Consider the following 19,538-nt stretch of genomic DNA (forward strand, 5'->3'; position numbering starts at 1 on the left):
TGAGTTATGTTTCCACCGCGTTAAACTACCTATTCTTTTACCCCAATCTTTTGAAATTAGAAACAAATTCATATGTATTTATGGATATATACAAAAATCCGCTTGTCATGGACTGACAAACGGATCATGCGCTACTATGGTTTAAAATGCGTACATTGCATATTAGCCAAATTAAATGGCGGGCATCACATTGCCACCACTGACCGGGATATAAGCTCCTGTAATAAAAGAGGACAGGTCGGATGCCAGAAATGCTACGGCATTGGCAATTTCCTGATCTTCCCCCCTACGTTTCAGCGGTACAGTTTGAATATAGCCCTCATCATGCCCCGACTCGTTGTTGCGGTCGCGTTCACTGATCGTCCATCCAGGCGCAACCTGGTTGACCGTAATTTGATACTCGCCTACCTCTTTCGCCAGTACACGGTACAAACCATCCATTCCGCGTTTTCCCGCTGTATATGCAGACTGGGTAGCAAAATTCTGCATCGCACATTCCGTATTGATACCAATGAATCGACCAGCTCTCGCTTCTTTCATATAAGGAATGAATGCTTTGGCAAGATACACACTCTGCATCACACAAGATTCGAACTGACTTATATAATCATCCGGTGATTGTTCCAGCACCGTTGTCCAGGCATATTGTATAACTGCATTGGCAACTACGATATCCACATCGCCAAGGCTGGACTGGATTTCATCCCGCAACCGAAATGTCGTATCCTGCTTCGTGATGTCGCCCTGAACAATGAGGGTTCTCCGACCGATGGCTTCAATCTCAGCCTGAAGCTCTTTAGCCTTCGTTTCATTATTTATGTAATGCAGCGCGAGATCAGCACCACAATCTGCCAACGTACGTGCAATGACCCTTCCCAATTGACCAGTTGCGCCTGTTACCAGTGCTGTCTTACCTGTAAGATCCAATTTCATAGGGACAGTCCCCTCCTTTGAGCCACATGTGTAATCACGAAATTTAGCGATGAAGAAAGAAGGATTTCAAATGATTTCAATCTCATTAATTAAACTGGAAAACGCTTTCGGATTTCAGTGGAATTCTATGATCGGTTCAATGAGATTTATCACTTCTTTACTCTCCGTGCTGAATGAGATCGATTTCCTGGAAGCGACTAACTTCCTTTTCCCAACGTTCTTCTACATATTGGCGGTGAACCGGATGATCATTGTATGCATCATACGCTGCCTGATTGGCGAATACCATTGAAAAACTATAGTCAAATTCATTTTTTTCGCTCACCTGACGCAGGATCTGGAATTGCTCTACACCGGGAATATTCGCCAGTGCATCCGCACTCTCTTTCAAAAATGCCTCTGCCTCGGGTGTATCTTTACCTGCGTAAAGTGTAAACGTTACCATATGATTGATGCTGCTCATCTCTATTTCCTCCTCCAATATGTCTGACTCTGTTTTCTAGTGTACATCCGAAAGTGTTGTAAGCGCAATAATTGGTTGAATTAATTTTAGAGGAAATGAATATGTACGGGTGTTAGAATTACTTTTAACTCTGAACTACGTGAGTTTCCTATCGGCATGCATGCAAAAAAACCTCAGGATTAATCCCGAGGTTTTCTTGTAATGGTTGGACAACCTATTTGATGTTGTATTTACGGTTAAATTTATCAACACGACCACCGATGTCCACGTTTCTTTGTTTACCAGTGAAGAATGGGTGGGATGCGGAGCTAGTGTCCACACGGATTACTGGGTAAGTGTTACCATCTTCCCATTCCATTGTTTCGTTCGAGAATTTAGTCGAAGAACTCAGGAATTTGTAATCAGCACTTGCATCGAAGAAAATTACTGTTTGTGTCTTTGGATGGATATCAGCTTTTGGCATAATCTATTTACACTCCTTTAATATGGGTACTTCTTAGAATAGAACTAAACTTTATTATACTCTTTTTTTGGACGAAGTACCAGTCGGAATTGAAGAAACGATAAATATTTTACAATTCACTATGATTTGCACAGGTTTCAGAGTTCAAGTTAAGCCCTTCTCCAATACATTTAGCATATATTCCAACGCTTCAAGTTCATCTCTTCCCCGTGTCTGCAATCTCACCACACTGCCATGTCGAATGGGAAGAAGCGCCATTCCGAGCAGGCTTTTGACATCTACACGATGCTCATGATTCGCATCCATAAATGACAATGAAATATCCGAGGCAAATCGCGAAGCTTGTGAAGATACAGACATCAGATCATCCCGGTGGAAATCAGAGTGAATCATAAATTCATGTGTTCTCACAAATTTCAGTTCCTTTCGCTAGATGCTATTCAACCAATTTGGTGTGTATAATTTTATATATTAAAATCTTCAAGCATTATACCACGTTATGGAAGCTTGTTTAATCCTTTTATGGCGAAAAATACAAAAAAAGAAACCCTAAACATCAGGGCTTCTTTGAAAATAAATTCATTTGCCGTTCGGATACACCATTACTTTGAGACTGCCACTCTTGTTGTGCAATGCCCGTTCCATGGCCTGTTGTGTCTCCTCAAGCGAATAACGGTCAGTAATCAGTGACATTACATCATGCTGGCCTGAGCTTAGAAATTCAATTCCCGCCGGATACGTATTGGCGTAACGGAAGATTCCGTATATATCCACCTCGTTGTCCGCGATAAAAGGAACATTCAGGGCAATTTCATCCTGTGCAGGCAGTCCTACAATAGCAAGCTTGCCACCTCGCCGGAGCGAATATAATGCCGACTGAAGCGCCTTTGGATTCCCCGCAGTTTCCCAAGCTGTATCTACACCGACGCCGTTCGTTAACTCACGGATTACCGCCTGTGCATCCTCGTTCCGTACATTAATGGTATGGGTGGCGCCCATACGACGAGCAGCCTCCAACCGTACTTCCTCCAGATCTGTCACGATGATGCGTTCTACGCCAAACGATTTTGCAGCTGCAACAGCCATCAGTCCAACAGGTCCCATGCCCATAATAGCAAGTGTGGTGCCAGGAGCCAGTTTACTACGTCTTGCAGCATGAATGCCAACCGAGAAAGGTTCGTTCATGGCTGCCTCTTCAAAAGACAGATGATCCGGGATCGGGAAAACCATATCCTCCCGAATGGTCATGTACTGTACAAATGCCCCATCCACCGGAGGCGTCGCCAGAAATTGCACATCGGGACACAGATTATAACGACCTTCTTTGCATGCCGTGCATCGTCCGCAGGTTACCCCAGGCTCAATAGCTACCCGATCTCCTTCTTTCAGCCGTGATACTTTCGAGCCTACGCCCGCTACGATACCTGCACATTCATGTCCAAGTATAATCGGTTTCTCCACTACAAATCGGCCAATTCTGCCATGTTCAAAATAATGCACATCCGATCCGCAGACGCCAACGGCCATCACTTGAATGAGCACTTCGTCTTCAGCAGGCTGTGGTACAGCCTGTTCCTCAATGATGATGTGCCCTGGCTCTGTCATGACAGCAGCCTTCATGGTCTCGGGTAATTGATGATGTCCCATATGTTCCCTCCATCTCGTGTATACCAACGTTGTTCTTTCCTCCGAAGAAGATCCGATTATTCTAGTTTTCGTATCCAGATTAATATATCGTTCTTCCTTGTTTATCGGCAATACCACTTTTGCGATAGAAGTACGTATTGATCATGTCTCGCCATTCTTTGGCGTGTTCCGCCTGCCCTACCTGTAACGCAGACACCTTATCAAATACAGTCGGATCAATCTTGCCTTCCAGCTGTCTCCAGGTCTGTGCTAATGCTTCCGCCTGCTCTGCTCCATCAAAATGTGTATCATAAATGTGCTGAATAACCGTTTTGCCAGAATGCAGAACATGCGTATACGGGACATGGTGGAAAAATAACAGCAGCTCGTCCGGACAGGAGTCTACGGATTCATATCTTTCGGCATTTTCGCGGTGGTATTGTGATGTATATCCCGTTCCACTACCCACTGTCCGGTCCACACCAATGCCATCACAATCGGCAAAATGATACGTTCCCCACTTGGAATATTCATAGCCATCCACATTAGGCCCATAATGGTGCTCGGGATTAACCATCCAGCCTACACCGAGTGGTGCCGTATAACTTTCATAGATATCCAATGAATTCAAAAGCATGCCAGAGATGAGACGAACGACCTCTTCGTCATGTCCGAATGTAAGTCTGACCCACTCCTCCGCGATCTCTTCGGATGACAGTTCCGGATTCCAGGCAAGTCTCCCATATCCATATAGATTTGCCTGAGCGAGCGGATGTCCTGTCCAGCAAGCATCTGCACCAATATTGGATACTGCGGCAAAACCGCTGTAGGGTCTGTTATACAGAGAACCGTCAGCAATGCGTTTGATCTCAGAACCCGGTCCCTTGGAGAACGTATCAAAATCCAATACTTCTTTCCACTGTGGAATCAGATAACACAGATGCCGCTGCTGGCCCGTATACTCCTGCGTAATCTGGAATTCCAATACCTGATTTGTGTTCTCCATTGCACCGAACAGCGGTGATACGGCCTCGCGAACCTGAAAGTCCATCGGCCCATTTTTGATCTGCAAAATGACGTTATCCGCAAATCGGCCATCCAGTGGTTTGAAGTGGTCATATGCCGCCCGTGCGCGATCCGTGGAGCGGTCACGCCAGTCTTGTTTGCAGTTATAGACGAAGCAGCGCCAAATCACCAGTCCACCAAACGGGCGAAGTGCCTCTGCTAGCATGTTCGCTCCATCGGCATGATCACGGTTATACGTAAAAGGTCCAGGCCGATTTTCCGAATCTGCCTTGATCAGATAGCCGCCAAAATCAGGAATTGCCGCATATACCTTGGCTGTCTGAATGTTCCACCATTCACGGACCTGTTCATCCAGCGGATCTGCCGTAAGTAGTCCACCAATCTCTATCGGACTAGCGTAGTTGGCGCTAAGGAACAATCGGATGCCGTACGCTCTGAATTGGGCAGCAACCTTCGCAACATCACCCAGAAAACGTTCCGTTAGGAACAGGCTCTCACGCTGATGCACGTTTACGTTATTGATTGAAATAGCATTAAGGCCCGTGGAAGCAAGCAATCTGGCATAATCGCGGATACGCCCGAGATCACGAGTGAATTCTCCATTGTCATAGAAAATCGATTTTCCTGCATAACCACGTTCGATGCTGCCATCCACGTTATCCCACTGATTGATCATGCGTAATGCATTAGCAGGCTGCTCGGAAATGTAACTTAATCTTCCCCCAGCAGGATGCACATCGTTTGAATTTTCCTGCTCCAGAACAAGCTCCCTTAACAGATGAAAAGTACCATATAGAACACCTTGAGGGGTTTCAGAACCAATAAACAGCCTACCCTGCTCTTTATCTTCGCGGATAATATAACCTTCTCCTTGCACGGTAGAGCGTTCCGTGTCGCTGAAGGCCTGAGCTACGACTTCTGAGCCCGTCCATGTGCCAAGCCAGATCCCTTGTGCCTCTTGGTGTGCTGAATCCGACATACTCACTTGACTGGCAGTTTCCTGACTAACTTTCGGTTTGATGCCAAACAGCTTATCCAATCCCTGAATCAGCTCGGCTGTTGCTGTTGATATGATTTCGTGATCTTCCTTCACCGACACGTTATGGCTCCAGACAGGGGCTGCCTTTTTGGCGACTCCTTTTGCTGCGGATTGGCTTTGAAGATATCCAAGCCACGCATCGTATTGCGGGCCGGAGATATTGGATTGAACGGTTGTATTGCTCATTGTACAGCCTCCTTGCTGGCATAGATCTGCTCCAGACGATTACCTTTGCCTTCGAGCAGCCATAGAATAGATGTTACTCCGCGCGGGTAATACTTGCTTCCGACCGCCACACCTGCCAGGATCTGATCACTCCAGCACCAGTAGGACTCCTCTGAATGCAGCAGCCAGTTTACATGAGCAGCATCAGATGCCTTCCCTGTTTCATCCCATTCCACGTCCAGCAGTTCTCGTGCGATGAACTGGGACAGATATATTTTGCTGAGCCATGAATTATTGCTCGTAGATGACAGCTTCCAGCCTCCATCTTCAAACAGGCATGTACCAGGGACAAGAACCGTTTTAAAGTGGGTTCGGAGCGCTTGCAGGTAAGGACCGAAACGGCCATTTACATCCAGCGCGCCTTCACAGCCAGTAAAGTATGGGAACACCAAGCCTTCAATGGCCGGAATGATACGGGAATCATTATTTTCGGCGATCACTGCCGGAATGTAGCCACCATCGGTTAACTGGGCTGCAATACTGGCTGCACAGTTATCCGCCTGACGTCCTGCATGATGAGACAGTTCAGCCAGCTTCTCTGTAGCGAACAACTTCTCCAGTGCAACGTAGACGGCCCAGCATTTGCCTGCCAGATAGATATTGTTGCGGGACTGACCAAGCGACACATCCAGGCTGTCGTAAGTGGTAATCTCGGCTCCGCCCTTGGTACGACTGCTATCCAGCCCCATCAGGCCGTTGCGTTGCTGTTCGTCGGGATGATCCCGGTTTAACATGCTTTCGAAGCAATCCCGTATGACGGGCAGCATCTCTTTAACAAATTCCCGATCCTGCGTCTGCTCAATATATACAGTTGCACAGCAGAGCCAGTTGACCAGCTCCTCGTGACTCATTTGCGAGAAGCAGTCATCGATGCCCACCAGTTCATAGGCCGAGTGTCCCGGACGTGAAAATACATTGGCTACGCCGATATCATGTGTGAACGTAATGCCACCCGGATATTCCTTCTCTTCGCCCGGGAATCGCACTTGATCCGTATAACTGTAGCGTTTCACAAACCACTCCAGCTCGTTACGCACTGTCCATGGATTCAAAGCAAGTTCAAAATACAACTGATCTGCGGTCAGATCGAGTGTGTTCATCATCCGGTATTCACCTTCATTTACGATCCAGAACGGCTCTCCATCCGCATCGAGCAGTTGTGTACTTGCATAATAGCTGTGAATGGAATGGGCAAGCATAAATGACTGATCTTCACTCAAAGCAGCTACACCGAGACGTTGCTCAACTTCCTTACAGGAAGCAGTCAGCTCATTGAAGCGGTTAAGCGCATATTTCCCGGCTTCCAGGATATCTGCAAAATAACGGGTATACCAATAAGTCGTGTCTATACCCGAAGTAACGATTCCACCGCGATAAAAACAGACGGCAAATTGGTACGTACGCTTCTCTCCGGCGGGAACGTCCATCAACAAGGCAGCTGTTTCACCCAGTCCGAACGCGAGATTCTCACGGTGCTTCTCCTTCAATATCTTCTCCAATGTAAATCCGCGTGCAGGCCATAGTCCCTCATCGGCAGATAAAATGGCGGTTAGGCGACCTTGTCCAACTCCGGTTAATGACCCACCCTCAGGCCCTCCGATGATACGCATGGCTGAGTAGGGATCATTACCCTGGTAGCCAAAATAGGCTTTACGCGGTTGCTGTCCTTGAGTGTTATCAATCGTCATTTCCACCAGCACCGCAGGCACAAGCGCATCCATTAATGCTTCACGATCGCCACTTAGCGGTTCGGGTACAGGACGCACAGGTGAGTAAATACGGAAAGTCAGATCTCCCGCCGTCCACGTATCTGTTCCCGAAGTAAACTCGCGTGTAATCTCTTCATCGCGGAACGCTGAAATTAGCTGGCGTGTTCCCTGTGTTGCCCCTACCGCTGGCGTGTTCAATCCACTTTCTGTCGAGGCCGAAGGCACCTGATCTGAATCCGAATTGTCGACTTTTTCTACATCATATCGAACGCTTGCATCTTCAACGGCTTCGAAAAATGGTAAAGCTTCGTAGTTGTCACTGTCGCGAGATTGTAAACCGATATATATATTCTGATCTGCTGGCTTGCCAAGCTCCAGGCCTAATCCGCCTTTGGCTCCTTTGTATCCAAGCGTAAAGCTGGCAAAAGCCCCGATCGGTGAATGATGGGCATTATAAAAGATGGATTTGGATGTGCTCATGAACGATGACCCCTCTCAAAATGGTTTGCATGCGTTTTCATTAGCCCCATCCTACCACGGGCATTCCACCATAGACCATGGTCAAATCAATCGGATGTTTACCCAAATCAAGCTAATGGACTATAATATAAATAAAGCGGTTACATCTGTTTCCATATTATTTATTCAGGGGGTCTTCCATGTCTTCCACCTATTTGCCTCCCGCTTTGGGAGAGAGTGTACATGAAGTATTTTACCCGGATGTACAAACAACAGTGAATTTGTTCGCTATACATTTGCGGAGTGTCGGGTCGGATTGGGATTATCCAGCCCACGAACATCCACAATATGAGCTGAATTATGTAACGGAAGGCGAACAATACATGACCGTGGACGGCAAGCTGTATATTCAAAAGGCTGGCGAATTGCTCCTGATTCCTCCAGGAAGCATTCATTCCAGCCTATGCCATAACGCCAAGGGGTTTACGTATTTTTGCATGCATTTTGATATCGATGATCAGCTATTTCTCTCTTTGCTTGCACGAATCAAGCAGGTTTTGTTCAATTCAGATAGTCCGGTTACCCGCCAGATCGAGCCTGTACTTCACAAATTAATGTCTTCTGCGGACAACCGGGCAGCGAGTACGATGGTACAGCGCATGCAGCTGCAGTCGGCGGTATTTGAGTTGTTCGGCCATTTGTGGGAAGCTGTCTCTCAGGAAGCCGCTCAATTGTTTACGGACGGATATGAGAAGATCGAACTGGCCCATCAAATTCGCAATCGGCTGCAAGGACTGGTGAGTCAGCAGTTCAAGCAGGGACGTGAGTCCGACAGCCATTATGGCATTGATGATATTGCAGCAGAGCTGGGCATCAGTTCCTCACATTGTAACCGTGTATTTCGGCAGGTATATGGTCAGTCTCCGCGTGTATATTTATCTGAAATGGTTCTGCATGAAGCCAAAGTTCTGCTGGGTAACCCCAAGCTGTCGGTTCAGAACATCGCTGCCATGCTAGGTTATAAGGATATTGCCCATTTCAGTCGTCAATTCAAGCGTTGGTCAGGGATTTCACCCACACGCTACAGACAGGAACAGCCTGCTCCGGAATGAGCTTTAACCATTGAACATCGTTCCAGTATGACACTTAATTTGCTTACGATTAAACGTCCGTTTTTTTATTTCAGAAGACGTTTAATGGTCTTCAGCTTGTTATCGTATGGGGGATATAAAATCGACAAGTTTAATCTGGTGCTCTTTTTAAGCACACTTTTCATATGAGAGAAGGTCTCGAGGCTGTAACGTCCATGATACGAGCCAAGGCCGGAATGTCCTACCCCGCCAAAAGGCAGACGTGGGTTGGCTACATGGGTAATCGTATCGTTAATGCATCCTCCCCCAAAAGAAACCTCTCGCATCACTTTATCTTGTAATTGTGTATCCGATGTAAACAGGTAGAGCGCCAGCGGTTTTGGCCGCTTTACAATACCTGCAATCGCCTCATCTATATGGGAATAACTGATAATCGGCAGAATCGGACCAAAAATTTCGTCCTCCATCGTTGCTGCTTCCCACGATTCAGCATCAATAAACGTCGGTTCAATAAAACGATCGTCCTCATCGGATTGGCCACCGTAGATGATATGAGCCTGATCCCGTTCAATAAGAGTCGTGAGACGTTTGAAATGGGCCTTGTTGACGATTCTTCCATAGTCACGATTGTGCTGGATATCTGTCCCAAAGAACGACTCCACTGCTGCTTTCATTTCGGTGATTAACGAATCCTTCACCTGTTCATGCACAAGCAGATAATCCGGAGCGATGCAGGTCTGACCCGTATTAAGCAGCTTCCCCCATATGATACGCTGTGCAGCCACTTTGAGATCTGCATGCTTATCCACGATGACCGGACTTTTACCACCAAGCTCCAGCGTAACCGGAACGAGATTTTTGGCAGCAGCCTCCATGACGATTTTGCCAACGGGTACACTTCCTGTAAAAAAGATATAGTCAAAAGGCGCATTAATAAGCGCCGTGGTTGTATCTTTGGCTCCTTCGACCACGTGAACGTATGCTGGTTCGAATACCGAGCTAATCATCTCGCGAATAACAGCTGATACGGCTGGTGTGTTCTCAGATGCTTTGAGTACTGCCGTGTTGCCTGCTGCCAACGCCCCAACCAGAGGTTCAATTAAAAGCTGGAATGGATAGTTAAAAGGTCCAATAATCAATACCGCACCATAAGGCTCAGGAATAATATAACTTTTGGACCCGATCAGTGCGAATTGGGTTTTGACTTTGACTGGCTTGACCCATTTCTTCAATTGCCGAATGGTGTGTGTAATACTATCCAGCATGAATCCAATCTCTGTAGTGTACGATTCGAACTCACTCTTGCCCAAATCCTGATAGAGCGCCTCAGTAAGATGTGACTCATATTGCTGAATGGCTTGTTTCAATCGGATTAAATGTGTAATGCGAGACTCTGCCGAACGAGTAGCCCCTGAGCGAAAAAACTGCCGTTGCTGCTGTAAAATTTCTTCGACTTCATGTTCGCTTAATTCCTGCATGACACTCATTAATACAACCCCCTCTTCGAGTTAATGATGATTCGTTTAAACATACGAACATATAGCCCACATGCCTAAGCATGTTAACAACTCTTGCCTATAAGCACTCTTCTTCCAGCGCCCCAACCAGTTCCTTCAATAATTCCACTGAAGACCTTAACGAAGCGGAATAATACCGTTGTGTACCCTTCTGTTCTACGGAGATGAGCCCTTTTTCAAGCAATAGCTTGAGATGATGAGATATAGCAGGTCGTGACAGGTTGAACTGTTCTGTAATTTCATTCACTGTCATGCTGCCCTTCTCACTAAGAGCAAGTAAAATCGCCTGACGGTGATTGTCGCTAAGTACCTGGAATAAGGGGATGCAGGTTTGAAAAATAGATATCGCTTTTTGTCCCATAATTTCACCTCTATATGTTCTACAGATATCACAACTGTCATGTCTGTTGGTTTAAACATTTGAACCTAATGTCTATAGTTTACCCCAGCATCCCGCTAACAGCAAGCCATGTGCGATAGATTTTAGAACAACTTATATAAAGCGCTTCCACACTACCATACAAGTATGGTAGTATATCCTTGAAGGAGTTGAGAATATGGAATTTCCCCCTAGGTCTTCGTCCAAAGCCGAATTATTATCATCCTTAATAAACCCGTCTTCTCTGAACAAACAGGCATTCTCTTCTCGTGAGGCTGTCTATACAACGTTGAAGCAGTTGATTCTGAGTTTGAAGCTGCCTCCCGGCACCGCCATCTCGGAGAAAGAGATCTCGCTTGAGTTCAATGTAAGTCGGACCCCTGTTCGAGAAAGCTTTGTCCGATTAGCTCAGGAAGGTCTGCTGGAAGTTTATCCGCAGCGAGGTACCTATGTATCATTGATTCAAGTTGATCTCGTGGAGGAAGCTCGTTTCATGCGTGAACAGCTTGAGCGGGCCGTCATACGGCTTGCATGCGTGCAATTTCCAGATGAACACATGAAAATACTGGAGCAAAACCTTGCACAGCAGCAGGAATGCATACTTGAACCGGATGATGAACGAATGTTCGGATTGGATGAGGAATTCCATAGTACTCTCTTTGCAGGCTGCAACAAAAAAAACACCTGGTCCGTGATCCAGCACATGAACGTGCATCTGAACCGGAGCCGAATGCTCCGCCTGTCTTCGGATCATCAGTGGGATCACTTGCTTGAGCAGCATCGGTCCATGGTTCAGGCGATACAACAGCACGATGCCCAAACGGCGGAGCACATGATGCAGGAACATCTGCATTTGACCGTTACGGATCTGGCTGTCCTGCAGGATACATACCCTTCCTATTTTCAATAATGATGGATCTACCTGTTCTTTAAACTAATCTTGATGAGGTGAATGTGATGAGAATGGTTTTTCGCTGGTTTGGAGAAGGCAATGATACCGTAACACTTGACCATATCCGGCAGATTCCTGGTGTTGAAGGCATTGTATGGGCGCTGCATGATGTTCCTGCAGGTGAGGAATGGCCCATGGACAAAATTCTGGAAGTGAAAGCTGCTGCCGACAAAGCCGGATTGCATCTGGATGTTGTTGAAAGTGTTAATGTTCATGAAGACATCAAACTCGGCCTGCCTACACGTGATCAATATATTGAGAATTACAAAAAAACGATGGAAAAACTCGCCCAGGTAGGCGTCAAAGTCATCTGTTATAATTTCATGCCGATCTTCGATTGGCTGCGTACCGATATGCATAAGGAGATGGAAGATGGCTCTACTGCCCTCTTCTACGAACACAGCAAACTCGCCGATATTGAGCCTCTTGAACTGGTAAGCCGGATTACCGAGAATTCGGCTTTAACTATGCCAGGCTGGGAACCGGAACGATTGCAGTATTTAACAGGTCTGTTCGAAGCCTATAAGGATGTAACCGAGGATCATATGTGGGAACACGCTCGTTATTTCCTGCAGGAAATCATTCCTACTGCTGAACGGTTAGGTATTCGAATGGCCATTCATCCGGATGATCCGCCATGGCCGATCTTTGGTCTGCCGAAGATTATTACGAGTCAAGACAATGTTCGCAGATATCTGAACCTCTATGATAGCCCTTACAATAGTGTAACGTTGTGCAGCGGCTCTCTGGGGGCTAATCCGAACAATGATATTATCGGCATGATTCACGAGTTCAAGGACCGTATTCCTTTTGCCCATATCCGTAATGTCAAAATCTACGATAATGGAGACTTTATCGAGACATCCCACCGAAGTCAGGATGGAAATGTCGATATTGCCGGTGTTGTGGAAGCTTATCACGATATTGGATTTGAAGGTTATGCACGACCGGACCATGGACGTCATCTCTGGGGAGAACAATGCAGACCAGGATATGGACTCTATGATCGTGCTCTGGGAATTATGTATCTGTGGGGCGTCTGGGACTCCCTGCAAAGGAGGTCAAAAGCATGAGTGACTTTGCCAAAGAAAGATCAAGCCGTCTGGAAGGCAGAATAGCTGTAATTACTGGTGGGGCTGGTGTTCTATGTCGTTCCATGGCTGAAGAGCTCGCGCGACATGGTGCAAGTGTAGCCATTCTGAACCGTACCGTATCCAAAGGGGAAGAAGTTGTTACGGCAATCGAGGCGGCAGGTGGAAAAGCGATCGCGGTAGCTTGTGATGTGACCCAGGCCGATAGTGTAATAGCGGCAGCGGCTGTTGTTCAGGAAAAGCTTGGACCTTGCGATATCCTTATTAACGGAGCGGGCGGCAACCATGCCAGCGCCAATACCACGAATGAAATTTTCAGACAGGAAGATTTGGAGCAACCGGACGTCACTACTTTTTTTGATGTAAGTGTCGAAGGATTCCGTCAGGTGATGGATCTGAATTTTGTTGGGTCCCTCATCCCTACCCAAATCTTCGCAAGACAAATGATTGAACGTGATGTTCCAGCTACCGTCATTAATATTTCGTCCATGAGTGCCCCTTCGCCCATGACCAAAGTTCCTGCGTACAGTGCAGCGAAAGCGGCGATTAACAATTTCACGCAATGGCTTGCGGTACATCTGGCCGAATCGGGAATCCGGGTAAACGCCATTGCACCAGGGTTTTTCCTGACTGAACAAAATCGTAATCTGCTGCTTAAGCCGGATGGCTCACCGACCGAACGTTCAAGCAAAATCATTGCGCACACGCCAATGCGCCGCTTCGGCAAACCGGAAGATCTTCTGGGCACGCTGATGTGGCTAGCAGATGAACGTCAGTCCGGTTTTGTTACAGGTACGGTTATTCCTGTGGATGGTGGGTTTATGGCTTATTCGGGTGTATGATCTCTATTCTATTTTACTCTTACATGGATTGACCGAATTAAAGATATGTGTTGAATGATTAACCGAAGCCTGGAGCACTTAGCCAGGTTTCGGTTTTTTGCGTTCAAGAATAAGATTATCCTGCCTAGGAAAAGCTTGTTATAGTCCACTACTATGCTGGGTGGAATTAAAAATTGGTTCAAAGCATTCACGTTTTCAATTTGTAAGACGAAGCGAAGGAAGGTGATACATACATGATGGAAGAAACATGGGTTGTTGCTGTGCGATCAATTATCGCCTTTCTGACCCTAATTATCTATACGAGGGTGCTGGGCAAACAACAAATGGGCAACTTGACGTATTTTGATTACATTAACGGTATTACGATCGGTTCCATCGCAGGTACATTTGCGACTGATCTATCTTCCAAGGCGTGGATTCATTTTGTGGCCTTGACCATTTTTACCATCATCACGATTATCTTTCAGTATATTACGCTGAAAAATCGTACCATTTCCAAACTGATGGACTCCGACCCTACACTGGTTATCCAGAACGGTAAAATTCTTGAACAGAACCTGCATAAAATGCGGGTGAAATTCGACGAATTGACCATGATGCTGCGGCAAAAGGATGTATTTGACATCACTACGCTGGATTATGCGATTCTTGAACCGGATGGAAGTCTCTCTGTTGTGTTGAAACCTGAGAATCAACCTGTAACGGCCAAAGACATGCATATGCATCCTCCTAAGAATAAGCTGATGACCGAGATTATCATTGATGGCGTGCTGATTAAGCAAAATCTGGCGGAACGAAACAAAGATACAAATTGGCTCAGCGAGCAGCTTAAGAAGCAAAAAGTGACAATACAGGATATTGCTTTTGCCGCCATATTGCCTAACGATAAATTGTATATTGATCTATTTAAGGACAAGATTACTGAAAAAATCGATATGGGCGATTATGAGGGGCCTTTCTAAATTTACATGAAGGAGGCGATGGAATGAAAACGCGTTTCTGGTTGCTGTATGTGCTTCCGATCTGCCTCATTCTTGTGTTCGTTGCGATAATGGCAAGCGGAGCCCTTCTCAAAAAGCCCTTTGGTGCTGATGATCGCTTGCTCGAATCGGTACAAACCTTGCAGAAACAGGTTGAGGGCAAAAAATGGACTGAAGCCAAGTCCCAAATCGATTACGCGATGAAAGCCTGGGACAAGATCGTCAATCGCATACAGTTCAGTGTGGAGCGTGAGACGATTTACGATATTCTGGGTACGCTTGCCCGGATGAAGGGCGGTATTGCCGCAGAGGATGATAAGGCGATCATGGAAGAAATTTATTACTTTTATGTGTTATGGGACAATCTTGGAGATTGACCCCAAGACACCAAAAAGGCACTCTCCTTTAATGAAAAAGGAAGTGCCTTTTCTTCTTTCTAAACATTACGCCCGCGCAATCCACGGGATTTTGACGTGCGGGCCGTGCTTTCTTTTCGGAAAAAGAGCGTAAGTGCCCCCTTCGCACACCACAGTGCAAACAATGCAAACAACGTTCCCCAGAACAGCGCTGGCAGAAATGTCTGCTGAGCCAGATTGGCTGCATCCCCTGCCCGGGACGGTTGTGTCCAGGACATTAGTCCAACGTACATGGCACTAACTACGGACTCTTCCAGTGTGAGGAAAGCCAATAATAAATAATAGAATTTTGCGATTTTGGCACCAAAGATCATAATCACAACATTCAGCGCACTAAAGCCTGTAAGCCAGAGCATGCCGAATTCTCCCCTTACATAGAAGAGAAGCGATACAAGAGCTACACCCGTCATAATGCCGAGCCCCCACATGTGTCGTCCCTTCCGGTAAAGATAGAATAGCAGCCAGGCAAAGAGAGACGCCGTGACATACCCCGCTAACGAAACCAATATCGATCTGCCTGGTGTCAGCATGGATGAATAGGTAACGCCGCTGTGATCTGCGTACAATTCAATGCGCAATACTTTGCCTGATAACAACAGTGTTACCAGCGCATGGCCAAATTCGTGAATCATCGTATCCAGGTTACGGAACAATGAAGAAAATGGGATAAAGCGGGTCAGTAGCGCTGAACCCACCAGAAACAGTATGGTTTTGAGCCATTTATTCAATCGGGTCCTACCTCCCTTGCCTACAAGTAAAAATGCCTATCACTGTACTACGTGGCTACACTGTAATCGTTTCGATCCGTAAAATGTGCGGCGCAATATTGCATCCACCAGCAGAAACTCCGGTTATGGCCGATGAAAAAAGAAGACAGATCATACCGCCCCGTTCCTGTCTCCAGCGTAGCAAGCAATCTGCTCCGCATCTTCGACAGCGCAAAGTTCACAAATCGATCGGCTGCCTCGTTTTGAACAAGTGTAACATAAGCATAAAGAGAATGATCTATCGGCTCATCGAGTGGGCTTACACCAGCGCAAGAAAACTCGGTACGTACACCTGCTCTGTGAAGCAAAGTCAAGGCAGCGACAAGCTCAGCATCTACTTCGACATCGTTCCAAATCTCTGTTCTCTTCGCTGCCACGGTCTGCTTTTCGCGTTCCGTCCACTGCATTAACTCGAGCTTGCGTCTTCTCCATAAATGGGTAGGTTGCTGGCTTAACAGTACTTCCTGTTCTTCATGTAAATCCATAATGCGTTTCCTCCCGTTCCCCGCATGATCTCCGTCACCTTGAACAGCGAAAAGAGCACATCCCTGTGCTCTCTGCGTGGCCAAAGGCGAAGGAATGGCTGTGCCATTCCTCAGCATGTTGTATTATTGTACCTTTTTCGATGACATGCATCAAATGGGTTTTCTTTTTTCGTAAATTCAACTTGATAAGAAGCAACAACGCTATTCATTCAGCGCCAGTTTCAGTGCCTCCAAATTCTGCCGCATTACGCCGATGTAATCCATTCCAGCAGCGATCTCCTCTTCCGTCAACCCTTCAATCGGGTTCAACACAGCCGTTTTGGCACCTACTTCGTTGGCGATAGTCTCTGACACTTTGGATGAAACCAATGTTTCAAAGAAAATTGTCTTCACCTGATGCTCCTTGGCAAAATCAATAACGGATGCCATTTGCGCAGCGGAAGGCTCTTGTTCAGGAGACAGACCGGCAATCGGTACTTGCTGCAGACCATATTCCTGTGCAAGATATCCGAATGCTGCATGCTGTGTGATGAAATCTTTACGTTTGCTGTCTGCTACAGCTGCTTTGAAATCCTGATCCAGTGCCTCCAGTTTGGCAATGTAGGCATCGGCATTTTGCTTGAATTGCTCTGCATGTTCAGGCGCAGCCTGTGCGAGTCCAGCTTCGATATTCCGCACTTCCTTCACGGCAAGTGCAGGTGACAACCATACGTGGGGATCAAGTCCACCGTGATCATGATCATGTGTATGTCCTTCTTCTGCCTCAGCGTCATGATCGTGATCATGCTCCTCAGTTGTGGCTTCATCCGCATGGTTATGTGCATCCGTTGTATCGCCATGTTCGTGATCATGCTCATCTTCTTCCGATCCTTCCAGCAGATCGATTCCATGACTCGCTTCCACTTGAATGAGTTTGGCATTGCTCAGACTATCCGTAACTTGATCGATCCAGGATTCCATTCCTGCCCCATTATAGACAAGCACATCCGCTTTTTCGATGCTCGCAATATCCTGTGGTGTCGGCTCCCAATCATGCGGCTCCATACCCGCTGGAACGAGTGTATGAACATTAGCCAGATCACCTGCTACATTTTTGGTGAATTCGTACATCGGATAAAAGCTGACTTCAACGTTCAGTTTGGCTTCTTCAGTCTCTGTTGGTACCGGCGTGTTTGAGCTGGTGCTGGAATCGGAAGCGGATTGATTTTGTCCACAACCGGCAACGATAAGTGTAAGACTGAACAATAGAGCGAGAGCAGATTTTTTATTGAATTTCATGTGGCGTATTCTCCCTTGAATGTATGAATAGAGTTGCACGTTGTTGTTTTCTCTCTTTACGATGACGTTTACGGTTATATCGTCCAATCAGCTTTTGTGCTGATATTCCAATCAATAGAAAGACCAACAGGATGAGAGCAATCGTTCCCCCCGGTGGTGTGTTTAGATGGTAAGAGGTTGTTAGTCCGCTAAAGATACCGATTAATCCGGTGACGACTGCAATAAGGATCGCTGCAGCAAAGCTGCGTGACAATCTAAGTGCCAGGGCAGCGGGCAGTACAATTAAAGCAGACACTAGCAATACGCCGACAATCGGCATGGCTGAAGCAACGGTCATTCCTGTCAGAACGGCAAAGGCAAAGGACAACCCTTTAACCTGAATGCCTCCAATCGAAGCTGTCTCTTCATCAAACGTCAAATTGTACAATGGTCTTCGGAGCACGATGAAAAAAATCAGTCCGATGACGCACACAGCCGCCATAATCCACAACTGCATATCACTAACTGCAACGATGGAACCAAACAGGTAGGAGCTGAATGTCTTGGACAGATTGGTTTTCAGACTCATGAGCACCACAGCAAGGGCCAGACCCGACGTCATAATAATTGCTACAGGCACCTCGCTATATGTCAGGTAATTCCGCCGGAGTTGTTCCACCAGCAATGCGCCGATAATCGCAATCGCAAATCCACAGATCACCGGATCAAGATTCAACACGGAACCCAGGGCAACCCCTGCCAATGAAACATGGGATAACGTATCCGCCATCAGCACCTGCCGTCGCAGCATCAGATAAACTCCTAAAATTGGAGCAATGACTCCGATCAGTCCGCCTGCCCAGAAAGCACGCTGCATGAATTCGTACTCAAACACTGCCATTCCTCACTTTCTTGCCGCTCCAGGGTAATCGTCCGGTCCAACCGGTTGCCCATCTCTTCCAATCCATGGGTGACCATAATAATGGTCAGTCCATGGACGTCTGCATAATGGCGCATCAGATCATAGAACCCTTCACGGCTGCGCCGGTCCATGCCTGTAGTCGGCTCATCCAGTACAAGCACCTGCGGCTGGCCTGCCAAGGCTCTGGCAATGCAGATTCGCTGCTTTTGTCCACCAGACAGTTCGCCAACCCGAGCGTTGCGGTATTCCCACATGCCGACTTCCCGCAAGCTGCGTTCCACAATGGCTTCCTGCTCGATTGTGAATCTGCGGAACAAACCGAGTTTGCGGTAACATCCGGATCGCACCAGTTCGATCACCGTACTGGGAAATCCACTGTTGAACGATGCGACCTGTTGGGGTACATATCCGATGTTCAGCTTACTGCCACGTACGGACTCCGCATTCATATGTACCGTGCCGCTCCAAGGCTGTAACAGCCCCAGCAGCAATTTCAGCATGGTTGTCTTCGCAGAACCATTCGGTCCTGTAATGCCGACAAACTCCCCCACATGGATATCCAGCGACAGTTGATCAATGACTGGCTCTTTGCCGTATCCAAATACCACATCACGCATGGAAGATAAAATCATGGTTTTTCCTCTTTTCGTAAATATTACGATGTAAAAATGACAAAAAAATTTATCTGGTTTCCCGGTGAATGGTCATCTTCTTCAATCGTGGTGAATATTTCTTCAATTCGATCCGTTCCGGATGGTTACGCTTGTTCTTGGTTGTTGTATAGTTGCGATCTCCGCACTCGGTGCAAGCTAAGGTTACAATGACTCTCATGGAATGGCCTCCTCTGATTTTTTCTAATCGTAATAATTACTATTTAATGAGTTTAGCCCATGCTT

Annotated in this window: 21 protein-coding genes; 6 read left to right on the plus strand and 15 right to left on the minus strand. The window is 46.7% G+C overall.

Annotated features, from left to right (window positions below):
- Window positions 1-171: 171 nt before the first annotated feature.
- From DC345_RS20255 to DC345_RS20285, 7 genes are all read right to left on the minus strand, one after another.
- Complete coding sequence (locus DC345_RS20255; RefSeq protein WP_113054628.1) at window positions 172-933, minus strand: SDR family NAD(P)-dependent oxidoreductase; 762 nt, start codon at window positions 931-933, stop codon at window positions 172-174.
- Between the two features lie 157 nt (window positions 934-1,090).
- Window positions 1,091-1,396, minus strand: a complete 306-nt coding sequence (locus DC345_RS20260) for a Dabb family protein (protein WP_113054629.1) — start codon at window positions 1,394-1,396, stop codon at window positions 1,091-1,093.
- 214 nt (window positions 1,397-1,610) lie between these two features.
- Window positions 1,611-1,859 carry a type B 50S ribosomal protein L31 gene (locus DC345_RS20265; RefSeq protein ID WP_062319704.1) on the minus strand — a complete coding sequence of 83 codons (249 nt, stop codon included), beginning with the start codon at window positions 1,857-1,859 and terminating at the stop codon, window positions 1,611-1,613.
- A 144-nt stretch (window positions 1,860-2,003) separates the two neighbouring features.
- Entirely contained in the window at window positions 2,004-2,270 is a 267-nt protein-coding gene (locus DC345_RS20270; protein ID WP_063563877.1) for an HPr family phosphocarrier protein, read from the minus strand.
- A gap of 168 nt (window positions 2,271-2,438) precedes the next feature.
- Window positions 2,439-3,506, minus strand: coding sequence for an NAD(P)-dependent alcohol dehydrogenase (locus DC345_RS20275; protein ID WP_113054630.1), 1,068 nt, complete (start codon window positions 3,504-3,506; stop codon window positions 2,439-2,441).
- Between the two features lie 79 nt (window positions 3,507-3,585).
- Window positions 3,586-5,736 carry an alpha-glucuronidase family glycosyl hydrolase gene (locus DC345_RS20280; protein WP_113054631.1) on the minus strand — a complete coding sequence of 717 codons (2,151 nt, stop codon included), beginning with the start codon at window positions 5,734-5,736 and terminating at the stop codon, window positions 3,586-3,588.
- Window positions 5,733-7,964 (minus strand): glycoside hydrolase family 52 protein, encoded by a 2,232-nt coding sequence (locus DC345_RS20285; RefSeq protein ID WP_113054632.1) that lies wholly within the window; start codon window positions 7,962-7,964, stop codon window positions 5,733-5,735. The genes DC345_RS20280 and DC345_RS20285 overlap by 4 nt, the downstream gene beginning before the upstream one ends.
- Window positions 7,965-8,143: 179 nt before the next feature.
- Between DC345_RS20285 and DC345_RS20290 the strand changes: the two genes are divergently transcribed.
- Window positions 8,144-9,055: a helix-turn-helix domain-containing protein gene (locus DC345_RS20290; protein WP_113054633.1), complete on the plus strand. Its 912-nt coding sequence runs from the start codon at window positions 8,144-8,146 to the stop codon at window positions 9,053-9,055.
- Window positions 9,056-9,120: 65 nt separating this feature from the next.
- Here DC345_RS20290 and DC345_RS20295 read toward each other — a convergent pair whose 3' ends face one another.
- Together DC345_RS20295 and DC345_RS20300 are read right to left on the minus strand one after the other, a co-directional pair.
- Window positions 9,121-10,512 carry an aldehyde dehydrogenase gene (locus DC345_RS20295; RefSeq protein ID WP_113054981.1) on the minus strand — a complete coding sequence of 464 codons (1,392 nt, stop codon included), beginning with the start codon at window positions 10,510-10,512 and terminating at the stop codon, window positions 9,121-9,123.
- Window positions 10,513-10,609: 97 nt separating this feature from the next.
- On the minus strand, window positions 10,610-10,912 hold the full coding sequence (locus DC345_RS20300; RefSeq protein ID WP_076288684.1) for an ArsR/SmtB family transcription factor: 303 nt from the start codon (window positions 10,910-10,912) through the stop codon (window positions 10,610-10,612).
- A gap of 196 nt (window positions 10,913-11,108) precedes the next feature.
- On the opposite strand from DC345_RS20300, the gene DC345_RS20305 reads away from it, so the two are divergent.
- The 5 genes from DC345_RS20305 to DC345_RS20325 all read left to right on the plus strand — a co-directional run bounded on the left by DC345_RS20305 (window position 11,109) and on the right by DC345_RS20325 (window position 15,172).
- Window positions 11,109-11,840 (plus strand): GntR family transcriptional regulator, encoded by a 732-nt coding sequence (locus DC345_RS20305; RefSeq protein WP_113054634.1) that lies wholly within the window; start codon window positions 11,109-11,111, stop codon window positions 11,838-11,840.
- A gap of 47 nt (window positions 11,841-11,887) precedes the next feature.
- Window positions 11,888-12,955: a mannonate dehydratase gene (gene uxuA, locus DC345_RS20310; RefSeq protein ID WP_113054635.1), complete on the plus strand. Its 1,068-nt coding sequence runs from the start codon at window positions 11,888-11,890 to the stop codon at window positions 12,953-12,955.
- Window positions 12,952-13,815 carry an SDR family oxidoreductase gene (locus DC345_RS20315; protein WP_113054636.1) on the plus strand — a complete coding sequence of 288 codons (864 nt, stop codon included), beginning with the start codon at window positions 12,952-12,954 and terminating at the stop codon, window positions 13,813-13,815. The genes uxuA and DC345_RS20315 overlap by 4 nt, the downstream gene beginning before the upstream one ends.
- A 233-nt stretch (window positions 13,816-14,048) precedes the next feature.
- Window positions 14,049-14,777 (plus strand): DUF421 domain-containing protein, encoded by a 729-nt coding sequence (locus DC345_RS20320; RefSeq protein ID WP_113054637.1) that lies wholly within the window; start codon window positions 14,049-14,051, stop codon window positions 14,775-14,777.
- A gap of 23 nt (window positions 14,778-14,800) precedes the next feature.
- Entirely contained in the window at window positions 14,801-15,172 is a 372-nt protein-coding gene (locus DC345_RS20325) for a DUF4363 family protein (protein ID WP_110000203.1), read from the plus strand.
- Window positions 15,173-15,231: 59 nt separating this feature from the next.
- Here DC345_RS20325 and DC345_RS20330 read toward each other — a convergent pair whose 3' ends face one another.
- The 6 genes from DC345_RS20330 to rpmG all read right to left on the minus strand — a co-directional run bounded on the left by DC345_RS20330 (window position 15,232) and on the right by rpmG (window position 19,473).
- Window positions 15,232-15,939 carry a M50 family metallopeptidase gene (locus DC345_RS20330; protein WP_110000202.1) on the minus strand — a complete coding sequence of 236 codons (708 nt, stop codon included), beginning with the start codon at window positions 15,937-15,939 and terminating at the stop codon, window positions 15,232-15,234.
- Between the two features lie 47 nt (window positions 15,940-15,986).
- Window positions 15,987-16,463 (minus strand): hypothetical protein, encoded by a 477-nt coding sequence (locus tag DC345_RS20335; RefSeq protein ID WP_113054638.1) that lies wholly within the window; start codon window positions 16,461-16,463, stop codon window positions 15,987-15,989.
- 201 nt (window positions 16,464-16,664) lie between these two features.
- Window positions 16,665-17,741 carry a metal ABC transporter substrate-binding protein gene (locus DC345_RS20340; RefSeq protein WP_113054639.1) on the minus strand — a complete coding sequence of 359 codons (1,077 nt, stop codon included), beginning with the start codon at window positions 17,739-17,741 and terminating at the stop codon, window positions 16,665-16,667.
- Window positions 17,728-18,621, minus strand: coding sequence for a metal ABC transporter permease (locus tag DC345_RS20345; RefSeq protein ID WP_113054640.1), 894 nt, complete (start codon window positions 18,619-18,621; stop codon window positions 17,728-17,730). The genes DC345_RS20340 and DC345_RS20345 overlap by 14 nt, the downstream gene beginning before the upstream one ends.
- On the minus strand, window positions 18,567-19,274 hold the full coding sequence (locus DC345_RS20350; RefSeq protein WP_064638091.1) for a metal ABC transporter ATP-binding protein: 708 nt from the start codon (window positions 19,272-19,274) through the stop codon (window positions 18,567-18,569). The genes DC345_RS20345 and DC345_RS20350 overlap by 55 nt, the downstream gene beginning before the upstream one ends.
- Before the next feature lie 49 nt (window positions 19,275-19,323).
- Window positions 19,324-19,473, minus strand: coding sequence for a 50S ribosomal protein L33 (rpmG, locus tag DC345_RS20355; protein ID WP_024631975.1), 150 nt, complete (start codon window positions 19,471-19,473; stop codon window positions 19,324-19,326).
- Between the last annotated feature and the right edge of the window lie 65 nt (window positions 19,474-19,538).

This window comes from Paenibacillus taichungensis (genome assembly GCF_003287275.1).
Classification (GTDB): domain Bacteria; phylum Bacillota; class Bacilli; order Paenibacillales; family Paenibacillaceae; genus Paenibacillus; species Paenibacillus taichungensis_A.